Raw genomic sequence first — 17,587 nt, forward strand, 5'->3', positions numbered from 1 at the left:
TCTATGGTAGCGAATATTTTTTAAAATCATAACAGGACGTGTGAATGCCCTAAATAAAACGGGCAGCCATTTGGGCTGCCCGTTCAATCTTTTCAGCGAATGCTAAGTCGTTTGCCTGAATGGCAGCTTACGCACGAAGCAACTTCGCAATGTGTGCCTTCAGAACATCGATCGCGATACGGTTTTTACCCCCGCGCGGTACAATGATGTCGGCATATTGCTTGGACGGCTCAATAAACTGCATGAACATTGGGCGAACCGTCTTCTGATATTGTGCCAGAACCGACTCCATGGTGCGGTCACGCTCCGCAACATCGCGTTGCAGACGGCGCAGCAGACAGATATCCAGCGGCGTATCCATGAACACACTCGCATGCATGATGTTACGCAGACGCGGATCCGTCAGCAGCAGGATCCCTTCCAGAATGATCACCTTTTTCGGTGTCATGGTGGTGGTTTCCGCCATGCGCGTATGCTCGCTGTAGCTGTAACGTGGGACTTCGACCGCATTGCCCGCAATCAGCTGCTCCAGATGATCACACAGTAAATCGTGATCCAGCGCATTCGGGTGGTCGTAATTTGTTTTGACCCGCTCTTCCATGGTCAGGTGGCTTTGATCGTTATAGTAACAATCTTCCGTGATAACACCGATCTGGTGATCGCCGACTTTTTCTTTTAGCTCTTTATAAACTGTGCTGGCGATCAGACTTTTACCGGACGCAGATGCGCCTGCGATACCGATAATGACGCATTGGTGTGAGTGTTCAGACATATCAGAATGCACCTGTAAGACAACGTAGCGAGGTGGAAATACTTTTAAAACAACCTGCTGTGCTATCTACGAAGGCAGAAAACAGCGCGAACAGGTCTAAATAAACCGCCTGATTATAGGGGCTCGTCCCGCCAGATGCCAGTAAAAATGAGACATCCGGCTCATTTTGGGACGAAGCCGTTACATCGTTCACATGAAAAGGTTTACATCGTACGAATTGTGATCTGCTCGGCGACGGGCTCTCCCTGCCAGTACAACCGGCTGGCCACTTGCCCGGCCAATTCAATATAGGCCGCAGCATGTTCCGACTCCGGCGACGCTGCCACGGTCGGTTTCCCGCGATCGATATCTTCACGGATCTGAATATGCAGCGGTAACTGGGCCAGCAACGGCACGGCGTATTCCTGCGCCATCCGCTCTGCCCCCCCGGTGCCGAAAATGGCTTCGTGGTGACCACAATGGCTACAGATATGATAGCTCATGTTCTCAACCACCCCGATCACCGGCACATGCACTTTGTGAAACATGCTGACGCCTTTAATGGCATCGGCCAGAGCCAGGTCTTGCGGCGTGGTGATCACCACCGCTCCCGTGACCGGAATTTGCTGCGCCAGGGTCAACTGAATATCCCCGGTGCCCGGCGGCATATCCACCACCAGATAATCCAGATCCGGCCACCAGGTTTCATTGATGATTTGCGACAGCGCTTTCGACGCCATCGGTCCACGCCAGATCATCGCATTCTCTGCCGGCACCAGGTAGCCCACGGAGTTGGTATACAAACCGCACGATTCAATCGGCAGCATCATCTTGCCGTCCGGTGACTGAGGCTTCTCATCCACGGTTCCCAGCATCATCGGGACGGACGGGCCATAGATATCCGCATCCAGCAAGCCGACCTTAGCCCCTTGCGCCCGCAGCCCTAGCGCCAGGTTAACGGCGGTGGTGGATTTCCCGACCCCACCCTTGGCTGAGCTGACGACAATGATATTCTTCACGCCTTTCAGCGGTGCTTTCTCTCCGCTCGCCAACGGCGCAACCCGGATGTTCACCGTGAAGGTTTGCTGCTGGGCGACATGATTCATCTCCTGCTGGGATACAATCCACTGCTCGAGTAATTCCGCCACCGAGGCGGCCGCGAACGGCAAGGTGATCACCACCTCTCCGGCCGGGGTCACCGAAACGACATTCGCCGCCTCAGCCCACTCGTGATGCAGCCATGGATGTTCAAACTGATTCAGCCAGCGACAGATATCCGCCACACTTTCAAACCGGGTTTTCGGTTCATTTACCATACTTCACAGCGCTCCATTGATAGACTCCCTTTTGATCCTATCATTTATCTGTAGGCCACGCTGCTAATTGGGTTGATATTCTCCTTGCGGCGCTAGGCATTAGATGAACCATCAGGTACTATTTGGGGCTTGATATCTTTTTACCCATCATGAGCGAAATAAGAAACTATGGCTGCAAATCCAAGAAAAATTCTGGTGACCTGCGCCCTGCCGTATGCAAACGGTTCTATTCACCTGGGCCACATGCTTGAGCATATCCAGGCGGATATCTGGGTACGCTACCAGCGCCTTCGCGGCAACGAAGTCCATTTCATCTGTGCGGACGATGCCCACGGAACTCCAATTATGCTTAAGGCCCAGCAGATGGGTATGGAGCCTGAGCAAATGATCGCCGAAGTCAGCAAAGAGCACCAAACCGATTTTGCCGGTTTTGATATCAGCTTCGATAACTACCACAGTACGCACTCCGAAGAGAACCGCGAGCTGGCTTCTTTTGTTTACACCCAGTTGAAAGAGAAAGGCTACATCACCAGCCGCACCATCTCTCAGCTGTTCGATCCAGAAAAAGAAATGTTCCTGCCGGATCGTTTCGTCAAGGGCACCTGTCCGAAATGTAAAGCCGAAGACCAATACGGCGACAACTGTGACAGCTGTGGTGAAACCTACAGCCCGACCGATCTGATTAATCCGAAATCTGCCGTGTCCGGTGCGACGCCGGTCATGAAGGATTCTGAGCACTTCTTCTTCGACCTGCCGCAGTTCGAAACCATGCTGCAAGCGTGGACCAAGTCCGGCGCCCTGCAGGATGAAACCGCGAACAAGATGCAGGAATGGTTTGATTCCGGCCTGCAACAGTGGGACATTTCCCGCGATGCGCCTTACTTCGGGTTCGAGATCCCGGGCGAGACCGGCAAATACTTCTACGTCTGGCTGGACGCACCCATCGGCTACATGGGCTCGTTCAAGAACCTGTGTGACAAGCGCGATGACCTGAACTTCGACGAATTCTGGAACAAAGACAGCGCAACCGAGTTGTACCACTTCATCGGCAAAGACATTGTCTACTTCCACAGCCTGTTCTGGCCAGCGATGCTGGACGGTGCCGGTCTGCGTAAACCAAACAACGTCTTCGTCCACGGCTACGTGACGGTGAACGGCGCGAAAATGTCGAAATCAAAAGGCACCTTCATCAAGGCGGCGACGTATCTCAAGCACCTGGATCCGGAATGCCTGCGCTACTACTACGCAGCCAAGCTGAACAGCCGAATCGATGATCTGGATCTGAACTTGGAAGACTTCACCCAGCGCGTCAACAGCGATGTGGTGAACAAGATCGTCAACCTGGCTTCCCGTAACGCCGGCTTCATCAGCAAGCGTTTTGACGGCAAACTGGCCGACACCTTTGCCGAGCCGGCACTGTACGATGAATTCGCTACGGCGGCCGATCGCATTGCCGAGCTGTACGAGAGCCGTGAGTTCGGCCGCGCCATCCGTGAAATTACCGCGCTGGCCGACAAAGCCAACCAGTATGTCGATGAGAAGGCTCCTTGGGTACTTGCCAAGCAAGAAGGCAAAGATCAGGAGCTGCAAGAAGTCTGCTCGGTGGGCATCAACCTGTTCCGCGTGCTGATGACTTACCTCAAGCCGGTCATGCCACTACTGGCTGAGCGGACCGAAGCATTCCTGAACGAAACCCTGAGCTGGGAAAGCGTTGCCGAACCACTGACCGGTCACGAAATCACCAAGTTCAAGGCGCTGTTCAACCGTATCGATCCGAAGCATGTTGAAGCAATGATCGAAACCTCGAAAGATGACGCCGCAGCGGAAAAAGCCGCTGCCGAGCAAGCAGCCAAGCCAACCGGCCCACTGGCAGAAGAGCCAATTGCCGATGAGATCGAGTTTGACGATTTTGCCAAAGTTGATCTGCGGATTGCCAAGATCGTGGCTTGTGAAGCAGTGCCGAAAGCGAACAAGCTGCTGAAGCTTCAGCTGGATCTGGGCGGTGAAATCCGCCAGGTCTTCGCCGGCATTAAGTCTGCTTACAGCCCGGAAGATCTGATCGGTAAGCACACCGTAATGGTGGCTAACCTGAAACCACGTAAGATGAAATTCGGCATGTCCGAAGGCATGGTGCTGGCTGCCGGCCCGGGTGGTCAAGATCTGTGGATTCTGGAGCCGCACGAAGGCGCCCAACCTGGCATGCGTGTGATGTAATCACCGTCAGATGACAAAAAAGGAGCTTCGGCTCCTTTTTTGTTTGCCCCGCCGCCTTTTGCCAACAATTCAACTCAGCTTCCTCCCTTCCCCCCTTCACTGAAGATGTCTCACATCACTCAGAATAGTTTCACAAACGAAACAAGAGTCATCCTTCCGGGCACTCGCTCGACAATTTCTGTTCCGAAGAACTATTTTTATCTAAACAGAGTTTGATGCTGTTATCGGGAAATCACGTTTTTCGCTTCAGCCAGGGTCGGAAGATCAACAAGTTCGCCGGATGAATCCCGATGAACCGCTGAACGCGCTGTGGAACCCCTGATCCCTTCGCGACAAATTCCCGAGGCGACCGTCTGCTGACTAACATCTGTCAATACAGTGGGCAGCATTTCATCTCGCCGAAATACGGCATTGCGACTGATCATTTGCGCCTCGCCCTGCTCCAAAACGGACAGAGTGAAGTATGAGAAGGAGTATGTATTTCATGCTTACGCAAAGTAGAAAACTATCCCTGACCGGCCGGGTGATCCTCGGGATGGTGCTCGGGATCTTCACCGGATTCATCATTCGCTCCCTTTTTTCTGAAGCCTCCTGGGTTCACGAATATCTGGTCAACGGCCTGTTCGATGTCGGTGGCGCTATCTTCATTGCCAGCCTGAAAATGCTGGTTGTGCCCCTGGTGTTCATCTCCCTGGTTTGCGGGACCAGCAGCCTGAGTGATATCAGTACGCTGGGACGGCTGGGCGGGAAGACCATTTTGTTCTATCTTACCACCACCGCGGTGGCCATCACGCTGGCCCTGACCATGGGCAGCCTGTTCCAGCCCGGTGCCGGTGCCGATCTGTCTGCCGCCACCAGTTTCAGCGCCAGTGAAGCCCCGTCGCTGGGCGAAGTCATTATCGGGATGTTCCCAACCAATCCGATTAACTCAATGGCGCAGGGCAATACCCTGCAAATTATTGTGTTCGCGATTCTGTTTGGGATCGCCATCAGTGCGGCAGGCTCGGCGGGCGAACGCATTGCGGCTATTTTTACCGACCTCAACGAAGTGATCATGAAGCTGGTCGCTTTGCTGATGCACATTGCGCCGTTCGGGGTCTTCTTCCTGATGGCGAAGCTGTTTACCAACATCGGTCTGGATGCCATCTTCAATCTGCTCGGTTATTTCCTGGTACTGTCAGCGACCCTGCTGATCCATGGTCTGGTGGTGTATAGCCTGATGCTGAAAGTCTTCTCCGGGTTGAGCCCGAAAATCTTCCTCAAGAAAATGGAAGATGCCGTGATGTTTGCCTTCTCGACCGCCTCTTCCAACGCCACCATTCCAATCACGATGGAAACCGCCACCAAGCGCCTGGGTGTGAGTAACCGGATTGCCTCGTTCACCATCCCGCTCGGTGCCACCATCAATATGGACGGAACTGCCATCATGCAGGGGGTCGCCACCGCCTTTATTGCCCAAGCATTTAATATCGACCTGACGATGGGTGATTACATGGCTGTGATTGTCACCGCGACCCTGGCGTCTATCGGCACCGCGGGTGTGCCGGGTGTGGGCCTGATCATGCTGGCGATGGTCCTGAATCAGGTGGGCCTGCCGGTAGAAGGGATTGCCATTATCATGGGCGTGGATCGGCTGCTGGATATGATCCGCACGGCGGTGAATATCACCGGTGACAGCTGCGTCACCTGCATTGTCGCAAAATCAGAGAACGCCATGGATATTGCCTGTTTCAATGATCCGCAGGCTGGTGCCAAAGTCGAGCAGGTTCATCTGAACCCGCATCCGAAAGCCAGTCACATCGATTAACCGCAGGCACCTCAGCTCGAGCAACGCACCTCAGCTCGAGCAACGCACTTCAATCATCATTCCCCGGTTCGCCGGGGATCTTGGCGGTTGCTTTGCCCTCAATTTATGCACTAACGCACCAATCGGGAGCATAGTGAGTCAAATCTGTCGCTAATAACCCAATAACTAATTGATTTATAAAAGAGTTGATACAATTGTCATTCAAGGTTTTCCGGGTACAGTTCTTGCAATTTTCTTCACAGGAAACAGCAAGACCTGCCGGAGGACATCATGCTCATCATCACGATATTTATCGCCCTGTTGCTCGGGCTGGGCTACTACAGCTACCGTTCACGGCAAACCCAGGCACTGCTGGAAAGCCGGTTTAACCAGGTCATTGGCCTGCGCCAGCTGATCCACCTGCTGCGCTTTCATCGCCGCAAAACCCATCAAGTGCTGAGCAACGGGGAAAGTCGCCAACCGACATCGGCCCCGTTAAATGAAGCGCTGGCTATCCAGAGCCTGCTCAAGGCCCTCAACAATCAGGCTGAGCCGGCACAAAAGCCGATGTATCGTATTTTACGCAAGCGAACCGGCCACCTGCTCGACAGCTGGCCGAATTATTCGCTCAAACGAAACCAGAGCACCCACGGCAAAACCATCCGCCATGTGCTCTACCTGATCGATGATACCATTACCCAAAGCCTGCTGGCGGCCGATGAAGAGAAGCTATTCCAGCAATACCAATCAGCCTGGCCCGTCACCCTCAACGCAATCGACAGCCTGAGCCGGTTTCGCCATGCCATCCACAGTTTTTCGCCGGGCTCAACCAAGGTGCAGCGCGAGATGCGGCTCCACATTCAGATCCTGCACCGACGTCTGGGGCAAATGGCATTGATGAGCAGCCAACAGGTTCCGACTGTCGTGCTGGATACTTTATTTGAACAGTTTGAGCAGATAAACATGCAAAGCCAACCGCCGGCGGTCGTCAAAGCCGAATTGTATCAGCTATCGCTCCAGCTCTCGGATACACTGTTCAGCCTGTTCGATCTGGTCTTAGCCGATATCGGTGACGCGCTGTCGATCCGGCTGCCGGAGCTACCGACCGAGGCGCTCAATATCATCCAGATGCCGCATACGGCGCTGACCGGGCAGCATTACCAGAACCATAACTCCGCCAGTTAACCCGTTTCATGAGCAACGTAATCACCCAGCCCAAACGACAAAACCCGGCAGATGCCGGGTTTTATCGTCAGGTGCAACCAATCGGTCATTAACCGATGTGCGTGACACCATTCATGTACTTACGCAGCACGTGCGGGATCTCGATGCGACCATCGGCCTGCTGGTAGTTTTCCAGAATCGCGACCATGGTACGGCCAACCGCCAGACCAGAACCGTTCAGGGTATGCACCAGCTCAGGCTTCTTCTCGCCTTTACGACGGAAACGTGCCTGCATGCGGCGTGCCTGGAAGTCACCCACGTTCGAGCAAGAAGAGATCTCACGATACGTCTCTTGCGCCGGTACCCAAACTTCCAGATCGTAAGTTTTCGCCGCGCCGAAGCCCATATCACCCGTACACAGAATCACTTTACGGTAAGGCAGTTCCAGCAGCTGCAGCACTTTCTCCGCGTGACCGGTCAGCTCTTCCAGGGCTGCCATGGAGTCTTCCGGGCGAGTGATCTGAACCAGCTCAACTTTATCGAACTGGTGCATGCGGATCAGCCCGCGAGTATCACGACCGTAAGAGCCGGCTTCAGAGCGGAAGCACGGCGTGTGAGCGGTCATCTTGATCGGCAGGTCGGCTTCTTCAACAATCTCATCGCGTACCATGTTGGTCAGCGGTACTTCTGCTGTCGGGATCAGCGACATGCCCACGCCTTCTTCCGTTGCCGGCTTGGTGTGGAACAGATCTTCGCCGAATTTCGGCAGCTGACCGGTACCGTACAGGCTGTCCTGGTTGACCAGATACGGCACATACATTTCGGTATAGCCGTGCTCTTCGGTGTGCAGATCCAGCATAAACTGAGCAATCGCACGATGCAGACGCGCAAACTGGCCTTTCATCACGATAAAGCGTGAGCCGGACAGTTTCACTGCGCTGGCAAAATCCAGACCGTCACCCATTTCACCCAGATCGACGTGATCTTTCACCTCAAAGTCATAAGCCTTCGGCTCACCCCAGCGTGAAATCTCAACGTTTTCGGCTTCGTCTTTCCCGGTCGGTACCGACTCATCCGGTACGTTCGGTACAGACAGCGCAATGGCTTTGATTTCTTCCTGCAAGTCGGCCAGTGCTTTCTTGGCGTCATCCAGGTCGTTGCCCAGCGTGGCTACTTCAGCCAGGATTTTCTCAGCAGCTTCATGATCGCCTTTCGCTTTGGCCTGACCAATGGACTTCGATCGGGAGTTACGCTGTGCCTGAAGCTCTTCAGTTGTCACCTGAAGGGACTTACGTTGTTCTTCTAGGGTACGTAGTTTTTCAACATCGAGGGTAAAACCACGGCGCGCTAATTTTTCGGCTGTTGCGTCCAGCTCAGTTCGAAGTAATTTAGAATCTAGCATGCTAATCCTGTGCTCATAATGTTCTAAAGTGCACGTTATTCAGCCAACCTGGTGGCTAAATCATATTAATTCAGAATGCGTTAAAGGAACTAACGCAGACCTTAAACAATACCCAAAAAGCCTTATTATTGATAGCGCTTTAAAGCGCTTTTTGCATCTAAAGAAGCAAGATACGCCAGCTTTTCAGCGATTTTAGTCTCCAGCCCCCGATTTGTCGGGTGATAATAGCGTGTTCCGGCCAGCTCCGGCGGGAAATAACACTCGCCGGCCGCATAGGCCCCAGTCTCATCATGGGCGTAACGATACTCCTCGCCATAGCCCATCTCTTTCATCAACTTGGTTGGGGCATTGCGCAAATGCACCGGGACCTCATAGTCCGGATGGTTCTGCGCATCCGCCTTGGCCTGCTTAAAGGCGGTATACACGGCGTTGCTTTTCGGCGCGCTGGCCAGATACACAATCGCCTGGGCAATGGCCCGCTCCCCTTCGTAGGCCCCGACCCGGGTAAAGCAGTCCCAGGCTGAAATCGCCACCTGCATCGCCCGGGGATCGGCATTGCCGATATCTTCCGAAGCAATCGCCAGCAGACGCCGGGCGACATACAGCGGATCACACCCCGCCTGGAGCATGCGGGCGAACCAGTACAAGGCACCGTCCGGACTGGAGCCACGGATCGACTTATGGACGGCTGAGATCATGTCGTACCAAAGATCGCCCTTGTTATCGAACCGGGCGATCTTTTCTCCGGACACTTCCGCCAACAACGCCAGGCTGATGTGCTTCATCCCGGCACTGTCTTCATCCGCCATGTCGATCAGCTGCTCAAGATAGTTCAGGGACATCCGCGCATCCCCGTTGACCAGAGTCGCCAGCTGCACCTTCACATCATCCACAAACACCAGCTTCTCGGTGTCGCCGACACCACGTTCGGTATCCGCCAGCGCCTGCTCGATCACGGCCAGCACTTCGTCCTGCTCCAGAGATTTCAGCTTGTACACCCGGGCCCGGGATAACAAGGCGTTATTGAGCTCGAACGACGGATTTTCCGTGGTTGCCCCGATAAAGGTCACCGTACCGTCTTCGATGTGCGGCAGAAAGGCATCCTGCTGACTTTTGTTAAAGCGATGGACCTCATCCACGAACAGGATGGTCCGCCGCCCGGCCATTTTGTTTTCACGGGCTTTCTCAATCGCTGCCCGGATCTCTTTCACCCCGGAGGTGACGGCAGAGACCCGCTCCACTTCGGCGTTGGCATAGTGCGCCGCCACTTCCGCCAGCGTTGTCTTCCCGGTTCCCGGCGGGCCCCAGAGGATCATCGAATGCAAATGACCGGCTTCCAGCGCGCGCCTGAGCGGCTTCCCTTCTCCCAGGATGTGGCGCTGGCCGATGTACTCCTCGACCGTTCTGGGCCGCATCCGGGCCGCCAACGGGCGAAAATCTGAGGAAAAATCCAGGCTGAAATTATTCAAAATCGCCACTCCTTAAACGAAATTAGGCGGCATCGAAATGCCACCTAAATAGTCAAACAATGTCTGTCTCTTGGTTGAGCTTAGTTTCGTTGATCATCCAGCTCCACCCCTGTCGGTGGGGTAAAGGTGAACAGATCCCGCGACGGCTGACGCGTACTGAAGCGGCTGAACGTGAAGTTGCTGCGTTGACCGTCCTGCTCCACCACAGAAAAACTCCGGACCTGACCATTTTTCGCCACAGTCACGACAAATTTCCCCATCGACGACGTCGGATCTTTCGGCGTCAGGGTAAACGTATCCGCAGTCTGAACCACATGATATTTGGCCCAGTCCGCAGCACTGTTACGGGTCAGCAGCACAAACGGCGTTTGCTCGGTAGCATCGTTCAACCACATGGCTGTGACCTGCTCGATAAACGGGCTGTAGTACCACAGTGTTTTGCCGTCGGAAATCAGGAGGTTCTCATCCGGCAGCTCAGTATTCCAGCGAAACAGGTTCGGACGGGTGATTGCCACATCCCCTTCCCCTTCCACCAGCAAATCGCCTTCCGGACTCACCACTTTCTGCTGAAAATCCGCACTGAATGCGTTGACCTTGCCCAAGCGCGTACTCAACTCCTGCTGCGGGTTGGCCCAGGCCGTCGTTGCAAGTAAAAATGGCGCTGCAACCAGCAAACGCATCACAAATTTTTTAATCATTCTTATTCACCTAAGTGTTTTCGGGCGCGTCACGCTTCCCCGATCATATCCGTTGGCTGCTGTGCCATGACGAAGCAACAGTCGCGACAAATGACAAGCTGTAACGAACCAACTGTTGCTACCGACAAACTGTTACAACCAACAAACTATTGCAGCCAACAAACAGTTCATCCCAAACCGCCAGGCCATTAGTCCTGCGGTGGCGGCGGTGCCAGCACTTCCCGGTTGCCGTTATGACCCGGTGGACTGACAATGCCATGTGCTTCCAACTGCTCAACAATACGAGCCGCGCGGTTATAACCAATCTTAAAGCGGCGCTGGACCCCGGAGACCGAGCCACGGCGCGACTCTGCGACAAAGGCAGCGACCTGATCGAACAGCTGATCCAGTTCATCATCTCCGCCAACCGGTGCTTCACCCGGCAGCAGCCCTTCCGCACCCTGATCCGCTTCCAGAATACCTTCAATGTATTGCGGCTTACCGCGGGCCTTCCAGTCATTGACCACGTTGTGAACGTCGTCATCTGATGCAAACGCCCCGTGAACCCGGATCGGATGGTTCTGACCCGCCGGCAGATAGAGCATATCACCCATCCCCAGCAGAGATTCTGCCCCGCCCTGATCCAGAATGGTTCGCGAATCGGTTTTGGTCGATACCGTGAAGGCCATCCGGCTCGGAATGTTCGCCTTAATCAGGCCGGTGATCACATCCACAGACGGACGCTGCGTCGCCAGCACCAGGTGGATCCCGGCTGCCCGCGCTTTCTGCGCCAGACGGGCAATCAGCTCTTCGACTTTCTTACCCACCACCATCATCAGGTCGGCAAATTCATCGACCACTACCACGATGCTCGGCATCTTCTCCAGCAACGGCGGAAACTCATCCATGCTGTCACCCGGCTTCCACAACGGATCGTGGATCGGGTGACCGGCTTCTGCTGCTTCTTTCAGCTTAGCGTTAAAGCCCGCCAGGTTACGTACGCCACAAGCCGCCATCAGTTTATAGCGGCGCTCCATCTCACCCACACACCAGCGCAGGGCGTTGCCTGCATCTTTCATATCGGTGACCACTTCGGTGAGCAGGTGCGGGATCCCTTCATAAATCGACAGTTCAAGCATTTTCGGGTCGATCATGATGAAACGACAATCTTCCGGCTTACACTTGTACAGCAAGCTCACAATCATCACGTTGACCCCGACCGACTTACCCGAGCCGGTGGTACCGGCCACCAGCAAGTGCGGCGTCTTGCTCAGATCGGCGACAATCGCTTCCCCGGCAATATCATAGCCAAGCACGATTGGCAGCGCCCCTTTCATCTTCTGGAACCGCTCGCTGCCTACAACTTCTGACATGTAAACGGTCTCGCGGTTCACATTCGGCAGTTCCAGACCGATATACGGCTTGCCCGGGATCACTTCCACCACCCGCACCGCCGAAGCCGACAGCGCACGAGCCAGATCTTTGGCCAGCCCGGATATCCGGCTGACTTTCACGCCCGGCGCCAAATCCAGCTCAAACCGGGTAATCACCGGTCCCGGATATACCCCGACGACCTTGGCTTTAATCTTATAATCCGCCAACTTGGCTTCCACCAGCATGGCGGTTTGCTTGAGTTCTTCCTCGCTGGCCGGCTCCACGGATTGCCGTGCCGGCGCCAGCAGATCCAGGGTCGGCATCGGTGAAGTCGGCACCGGTAAATCCGCTTCTCGTTTCATCAGGAACGGGTTATCCAATCCGGCGGCATGCGCCTGTGCTTTCTGCGCTTCTCGAATTTTTTGCAAAAACGCTTCTTCGTCACTCAGATCGCCGTCATCGGTGTCCGCCAGGCCCTGCTCGGCCCGCTCCAGCTCAGACATGCCGTCATGGACCCCGATTTCAATCGCGTTGCCGTCAAACACCGGCTCGGCAGCGGGCGAATTTGACTCAGAGCTTACGGATGCCGTCTGAACGGCAGGTGAATCTTCCGGTTGGGCCCGGTTCAGATCAGGTGCGGAAGCTGGTTCGAACACAAAGTCAGCCTCGGATTCTGCATCCATTGCCGGATGTTGCGAACGGGCCGGTATCGGCGACGCCTCAATCCATGGCACGTCCTCGGCATCTCCCGACCCAGCTTCCGGGCTGAGCTCGGCTCCAGCGCCCTGCTCTGTCGCCTGCCACGAGGATAAGTCCCCGATCGATGGCTCAATGTGCGTCGTTCCACTTGATAAGGTGTCTTCCCGCGTGGCGGTCTTCGGAGCTACAGCTCCTTGAACAACAGCTTCTTGGACAACGGCTTCTTGAACGACAGCTTCCGGTTCAACAACATCTGAAGCGACGACATCTGGCGCCCCAATATCTGGCGCAACAGCGTCTGTCACCATCGCACCCGAAGCTGCTGCAGTTAACCCGGCAGGATTTTCTGTGACCGAGCCCGAGGCAGCCTCCGGCTCCGACGTGGCTGAAAATGCCATGTCGGAGCCCTGATGAACCGAGAAATTCTCATCCCGCTCCAACTCGCGCTCAAGCTCGGCGATGGTCATACCGCGAACCGGGCGCGTCGCTGCCATCTCTGCAGGACTGATTGAGGCCGCGTGGTGGGTTGTCGGCGATGGCGCCGCTACTGTCGCTGCCGTCGTCGCTGCCGGAGGGACTGAGGCAGCAGGGGCAACCGGTGCGGCTTTTACCCGCTCCGGCATCACGATCTTCAGTTCAGTCTCTTCCGGTTGCCAGTCTGTTTCTGTCTGCAACGGCTCCGATGGCGCCAAAGAGCTCGGCGCCATGCTCGGCATGACTTTCGGTGTACTGCTGGAAGCCAGTAACACATCATCCGCATCCGGCGTCTCTGCTGCCGCGGATGGATTTAATTGTTGCGCATAGGCGGTTTGCTGCTCCTCCGGAATGTCAGCAGCAAACGGGGTCAGGTTTTCCGACTTGTCAGAACGGACTTTGTTCAACAGCCAAGCCAGAGAGCCAAGCGTCGTCTCCCCCAGTGTATCCACAATCGTCAGCCAGGAAATGCCGGAGAACAGCGTAAAGCCCACCGCCCAGAAGAACATCAGTACCAATGTGGCACCCAGCAGATTGAACAGCGGCAACGCCATGTTGGCGACGACATCCCCGACCACACCGCCGGAAGAGAAATACCAGATATCATCAAAGTTCAGGTCGGCAAGGCCACAACTGGTCAGGAACAGCAGCAACAAGCCCAGCAGACGGGTGCCGTAGATCATAAAATCGATGCCATTGTGCTCACCGCGGCGACGAAACAGCACCCAGGCACCGAGGATAATGGCCAGGGGCAGCGGATAGGCCAGCGATCCCAAAGTAAACAGAAAGGTATCGGCGACCAGGGCACCGAGGGCACCAGCCTTATTTTGTACCGGCCCTTCCCAAGCCGTTTGGGACCAGGATGGGTCGGCAGGGTCGAAACTGACCAGGGCGACCATGATAAATATCGCGGCGAGAATGCCGATAATCAGGAAGCTTTCCAACAGACGCTGGCCGCCCGACAGACGGACTCTAGGCTGTTTGCCTTTTACTTTCCTCAAAAAACACTCCGGTGTAACGCTTAGTTTCTGTGCAATCACAGCAGCCGTTGCCATCCATCGGACTGCGCTCCTTCACCAGGATCGCACCGTAGGAACCACTGCTGTTTGGGATGGGTTGAAATTCTTGCCTTATCTTATACTACTTGCCGCACTTTTTTGACACATCAGACAAAACTGGGAGCAAAGCACTCTCTGGCGAATCTCTCGCCATAGGCGTAGGGCTATTGTAACGGTGTTGGTCCGAGAAATATTCATCGCAGTGTTAAATTGACATGATAAGCGACTGAATTTTGAGCAGACGGGGCATGATTTGCAGGGCAGAAAACAAGTCAAGCGGCAAAAGCCGCTTGACGATGCGATCCACGTATTACGGCAACCGCCGAATTAACGCGTTTTGATCACCAGGTTGTTGGTCTGTTTGACCTCTTCCATCACCACATAGGTACGGGTATCGTTCACGCCCGGCAAACGCAGCAGGGTTTCACCCAGCAGCTTCCGGTAGGCCGACATATCCGATACCCGTGTTTTCAGCAAGTAGTCAAAATCGCCGGAAACCAGATGACATTCCTGAATATCTTCTAATTCCTGAACGGACTTGTTAAATTGCTCAAACACATCCGGCGCACCGCGGTTCAGCGTGATTTCAACGAACACCAGCAGTGATGCATCCAGAAATTGCGGATTCAGAAGCGCTGTATAGCCACTGATATAGCCCTGACGCTCCAGACGACGCACCCGCTCAAGACACGGCGTCGGCGACAGACCCACCCGCTTTGACAGCTCAACGTTTGAAATACGACCGTCTTTTTGCAGTTCATTCAATATGTTACGGTCAATTCTATCCAATTCCTTGGATGGTTTCTTCTTGGTATCTACCATTTTTTATTCCACCTTCTTACTTCCTTGCAAAAAAATATACTACAACTTTCTAATATTTAGAATCCAATACTCTGATAGTCAAACTATACTGCCAATAGATCCGCAGTTACAACCTTGTCAATAGCTATTCATTCTATCAAGCCAAGGAGATGCAGGATGATCATTGGTGTTCCCAAAGAAATCAAAAATCACGAATACCGCGTCGGGCTTGTCACCAGTAGTGTTCGTGAACTCGTTTCATTAGGCCATCAGGTTCTGGTTGAGACCCAAGCCGGGATCGGGATCGGACTCTCGGATTCAGATTATCAAACTGCTGGCGCCACAATTATTTCGACTGCTAAAGAAGTTTTTACCAGATCAGAGATGATTGTTAAAGTAAAAGAGCCCCAGGCAGAAGAGCGAGCCATGCTCCGTGAAGGCCAGATTTTATTCACTTATCTGCATCTTGCCCCAGATTTACCACAAACTAAAGAGCTGATTGACAGCAAAGCCGTCTGTATTGCCTACGAAACCGTCACTGACGCCCATGGCCGATTACCCTTGCTGGCGCCGATGTCGGAAGTCGCCGGCCGCATGTCGATCCAGGCCGGCGCCCAGGCGTTGGAGAATTCAAGTGGCGGCCGCGGGCTGTTGTTAAGTGGCGTGCCCGGCGTCGAACCGGCGAAAGTCATCATTCTCGGCGGCGGTGTGGTCGGCTCGAACGCTGCGCGAATGGCTGTGGGGATGCGGGCGGATGTCACCATTCTCGACCGCAGCCTCGAAACCTTGCGCGCGTTGGATATCGAGTTTCAGGGCAAAGCCAAAGTGGTGTATTCAACCAAAGAGATCATTGATCGCCTGGTTCCGGAAGCCGACATTATTATCGGTGCGGTCCTGATCCCGGGTGCTGCTGCCCCAAAACTCATCACCGCAGCGCATGTGAAGCAGATGAAGCCGGGTTCTGCCTTGGTCGATGTGGCAATCGATCAGGGCGGTTGCTTCGAGACCTCCAAGCCAACCACCCATACCGAGCCGACCTATCTCGTCGATAATGTGGTGCATTATTGCGTCGCCAATATGCCCGGGGCCGTCGCCCGCACCTCTGCCTTTGCCTTAAACAACGCCACCCTGCCCTATGTCATCAAGCTGGCCGGGCAAGGGTATAAAAAAGCCTTGTTGGCCGATCCGGGGTTTCTGGCCGGGTTGAATGTGATCTACGGCAAAGTCACCTGCAAAGAGGTCGCCGAAGCCTTCAACCTGCATTATACCGACCCTGAAGTTGCCATTAGTATGCATTAATTCCTGCTGCCTTCCCTTCCCGACTCCGGCCGGGAAGCCTGCCTGATCACCGAGCTCTTTCTTTACGTCTTCAATTTACCTACAATCAGTCCTCTATATGACGAAATTCTCATTCAGCCTGGAGAAGTAATGAGTAACGTAAGACATTGTAAACTGCTCATCCTTGGTTCTGGTCCTGCCGGCTACACCGCCGCTGTCTATGCTGCCCGCGCGAATCTCAACCCGGTAATGGTGACCGGAATGCAGCAAGGCGGTCAGCTGACAACCACAACCGAAGTCGAAAACTGGCCAGGTGATGCAGAAGGCCTGACCGGACCGGCACTGATGGAGCGAATGAAAGCCCACGCCGAAAAATTCGATACCGAAATTATTTTCGACCACATTAACGAAACTGACTTCAGCCAGCGCCCGTTCCGCCTCAAAGGCGACAACGGTGAATACACCTGTGACGCCCTGATCATTGCCACCGGTGCCTCTGCCAAGTACCTGGGCATGGCATCCGAAGAAAACTTTAAAGGTCGCGGCGTCTCAGCCTGTGCGACCTGTGACGGATTCTTCTACCGCAATCAGAAAGTCGCAGTTGTCGGTGGCGGCAACACCGCGGTTGAAGAAGCCCTGTACTTGTCGAACATTGCTTCTGAAGTCCACCTGATCCACCGCCGTGATTCATTCCGCTCAGAGAAAATTCTGATCAAGCGTTTGATGGATAAAGTCGAAAACGGCAACATCATTCTTCACACCGACCGTGTGCTGGATGAAGTGCTGGGCGATGACATGGGCGTGACGTCTGTACGCATCAAAGATACCCAGTCTGACGCGACCGAAACCCTGGAAGTGATGGGTGTCTTCATCGCCATCGGCCACCAGCCGAATACCGGGATCTTCGAAGGTCAACTGGAAATGGCTAACGGTTACATCAAAGTTCAGTCCGGCACGGAAGGGAATGCAACGCAAACCAGCGTCGCTGGGATCTTCGCCGCCGGTGACGTGATGGATCATACCTACCGTCAGGCAATCACCTCTGCCGGCACGGGTTGTATGGCCGCGCTGGATGCAGAGCGTTACCTCGACGCACTCGAAGAACAATAATCACTGATTGTCCG

12 protein-coding genes are annotated in these 17,587 nt (G+C 54.5%); 5 read left to right on the forward strand and 7 right to left on the reverse strand.

Going from position 1 to position 17,587, the window contains the following annotated elements; translation table 11 throughout:
- Positions 1-127 precede the first annotated feature (127 nt).
- Positions 128-772, reverse strand: a complete 645-nt coding sequence (gene udk / locus NH461_RS10910) for a uridine kinase (RefSeq protein WP_261600377.1) — start codon at positions 770-772, stop codon at positions 128-130.
- Positions 773-975: 203 nt separating this feature from the next.
- The gene (gene apbC / locus NH461_RS10915) at positions 976-2,067 is read right to left on the reverse strand and encodes an iron-sulfur cluster carrier protein ApbC (RefSeq protein ID WP_261600378.1); all 1,092 of its coding nucleotides are present in this window, start codon (positions 2,065-2,067) and stop codon (positions 976-978) included.
- A gap of 168 nt (positions 2,068-2,235) precedes the next feature.
- Here apbC and metG point away from each other — a divergent pair, with 168 nt between their 5' ends.
- The 3 genes from metG to NH461_RS10930 all read left to right on the forward strand — a co-directional run bounded on the left by metG (position 2,236) and on the right by NH461_RS10930 (position 7,252).
- Positions 2,236-4,281: a methionine--tRNA ligase gene (gene metG, locus NH461_RS10920; protein WP_261600379.1), complete on the forward strand. Its 2,046-nt coding sequence runs from the start codon at positions 2,236-2,238 to the stop codon at positions 4,279-4,281.
- Positions 4,282-4,765: 484 nt separating this feature from the next.
- The gene (locus NH461_RS10925; protein ID WP_261600380.1) at positions 4,766-6,088 is read left to right on the forward strand and encodes a dicarboxylate/amino acid:cation symporter; all 1,323 of its coding nucleotides are present in this window, start codon (positions 4,766-4,768) and stop codon (positions 6,086-6,088) included.
- Between the two features lie 270 nt (positions 6,089-6,358).
- Positions 6,359-7,252, forward strand: coding sequence for a hypothetical protein (locus NH461_RS10930; RefSeq protein WP_261600381.1), 894 nt, complete (start codon positions 6,359-6,361; stop codon positions 7,250-7,252).
- 88 nt (positions 7,253-7,340) lie between these two features.
- Here the strand turns inward: NH461_RS10930 and serS are convergent, their stop codons facing one another.
- From serS to lrp, 5 genes are all read right to left on the reverse strand, one after another.
- On the reverse strand, positions 7,341-8,633 hold the full coding sequence (serS, locus tag NH461_RS10935; RefSeq protein ID WP_261600382.1) for a serine--tRNA ligase: 1,293 nt from the start codon (positions 8,631-8,633) through the stop codon (positions 7,341-7,343).
- 125 nt (positions 8,634-8,758) lie between these two features.
- Complete coding sequence (locus tag NH461_RS10940; RefSeq protein WP_261600383.1) at positions 8,759-10,102, reverse strand: replication-associated recombination protein A; 1,344 nt, start codon at positions 10,100-10,102, stop codon at positions 8,759-8,761.
- Positions 10,103-10,182: 80 nt separating this feature from the next.
- On the reverse strand, positions 10,183-10,800 hold the full coding sequence (lolA, locus tag NH461_RS10945) for an outer membrane lipoprotein chaperone LolA (RefSeq protein WP_261600384.1): 618 nt from the start codon (positions 10,798-10,800) through the stop codon (positions 10,183-10,185).
- Positions 10,801-10,988: 188 nt separating this feature from the next.
- Positions 10,989-14,327 carry a DNA translocase FtsK 4TM domain-containing protein gene (locus tag NH461_RS10950; RefSeq protein ID WP_261600385.1) on the reverse strand — a complete coding sequence of 1,113 codons (3,339 nt, stop codon included), beginning with the start codon at positions 14,325-14,327 and terminating at the stop codon, positions 10,989-10,991.
- 384 nt (positions 14,328-14,711) lie between these two features.
- Positions 14,712-15,206 (reverse strand): leucine-responsive transcriptional regulator Lrp, encoded by a 495-nt coding sequence (gene lrp, locus NH461_RS10955; RefSeq protein WP_007467256.1) that lies wholly within the window; start codon positions 15,204-15,206, stop codon positions 14,712-14,714.
- A 156-nt stretch (positions 15,207-15,362) separates the two neighbouring features.
- Between lrp and ald the strand changes: the two genes are divergently transcribed.
- Both ald and trxB read left to right on the forward strand, forming a co-directional pair.
- Entirely contained in the window at positions 15,363-16,484 is a 1,122-nt protein-coding gene (gene ald, locus NH461_RS10960; RefSeq protein WP_261600386.1) for an alanine dehydrogenase, read from the forward strand.
- Between the two features lie 129 nt (positions 16,485-16,613).
- Positions 16,614-17,573 (forward strand): thioredoxin-disulfide reductase, encoded by a 960-nt coding sequence (gene trxB, locus NH461_RS10965; RefSeq protein WP_261600387.1) that lies wholly within the window; start codon positions 16,614-16,616, stop codon positions 17,571-17,573.
- Positions 17,574-17,587 lie beyond the last annotated feature (14 nt).

Source organism: Photobacterium sp. TY1-4 (assembly GCF_025398175.1).
Lineage (GTDB): Bacteria > Pseudomonadota > Gammaproteobacteria > Enterobacterales > Vibrionaceae > Photobacterium.

What these genes read in the sequence shown, in the direction of transcription:
- udk (WP_261600377.1), bottom strand. Translation starts at nt 772, where the DNA reads ATGTCTGAACACTCACACCAATGCGTCATTATCGGTATCGCAGGCGCA.
- apbC (WP_261600378.1), bottom strand. Translation starts at nt 2,067, where the DNA reads ATGGTAAATGAACCGAAAACCCGGTTTGAAAGTGTGGCGGATATCTGT.
- metG (WP_261600379.1), top strand. Translation starts at nt 2,236, where the DNA reads ATGGCTGCAAATCCAAGAAAAATTCTGGTGACCTGCGCCCTGCCGTAT.
- NH461_RS10925 (WP_261600380.1), top strand. Translation starts at nt 4,766, where the DNA reads ATGCTTACGCAAAGTAGAAAACTATCCCTGACCGGCCGGGTGATCCTC.
- NH461_RS10930 (WP_261600381.1), top strand. Translation starts at nt 6,359, where the DNA reads ATGCTCATCATCACGATATTTATCGCCCTGTTGCTCGGGCTGGGCTAC.
- serS (WP_261600382.1), bottom strand. Translation starts at nt 8,633, where the DNA reads ATGCTAGATTCTAAATTACTTCGAACTGAGCTGGACGCAACAGCCGAA.
- lolA (WP_261600384.1), bottom strand. Translation starts at nt 10,800, where the DNA reads ATGATTAAAAAATTTGTGATGCGTTTGCTGGTTGCAGCGCCATTTTTA.
- lrp (WP_007467256.1), bottom strand. Translation starts at nt 15,206, where the DNA reads ATGGTAGATACCAAGAAGAAACCATCCAAGGAATTGGATAGAATTGAC.
- ald (WP_261600386.1), top strand. Translation starts at nt 15,363, where the DNA reads ATGATCATTGGTGTTCCCAAAGAAATCAAAAATCACGAATACCGCGTC.
- trxB (WP_261600387.1), top strand. Translation starts at nt 16,614, where the DNA reads ATGAGTAACGTAAGACATTGTAAACTGCTCATCCTTGGTTCTGGTCCT.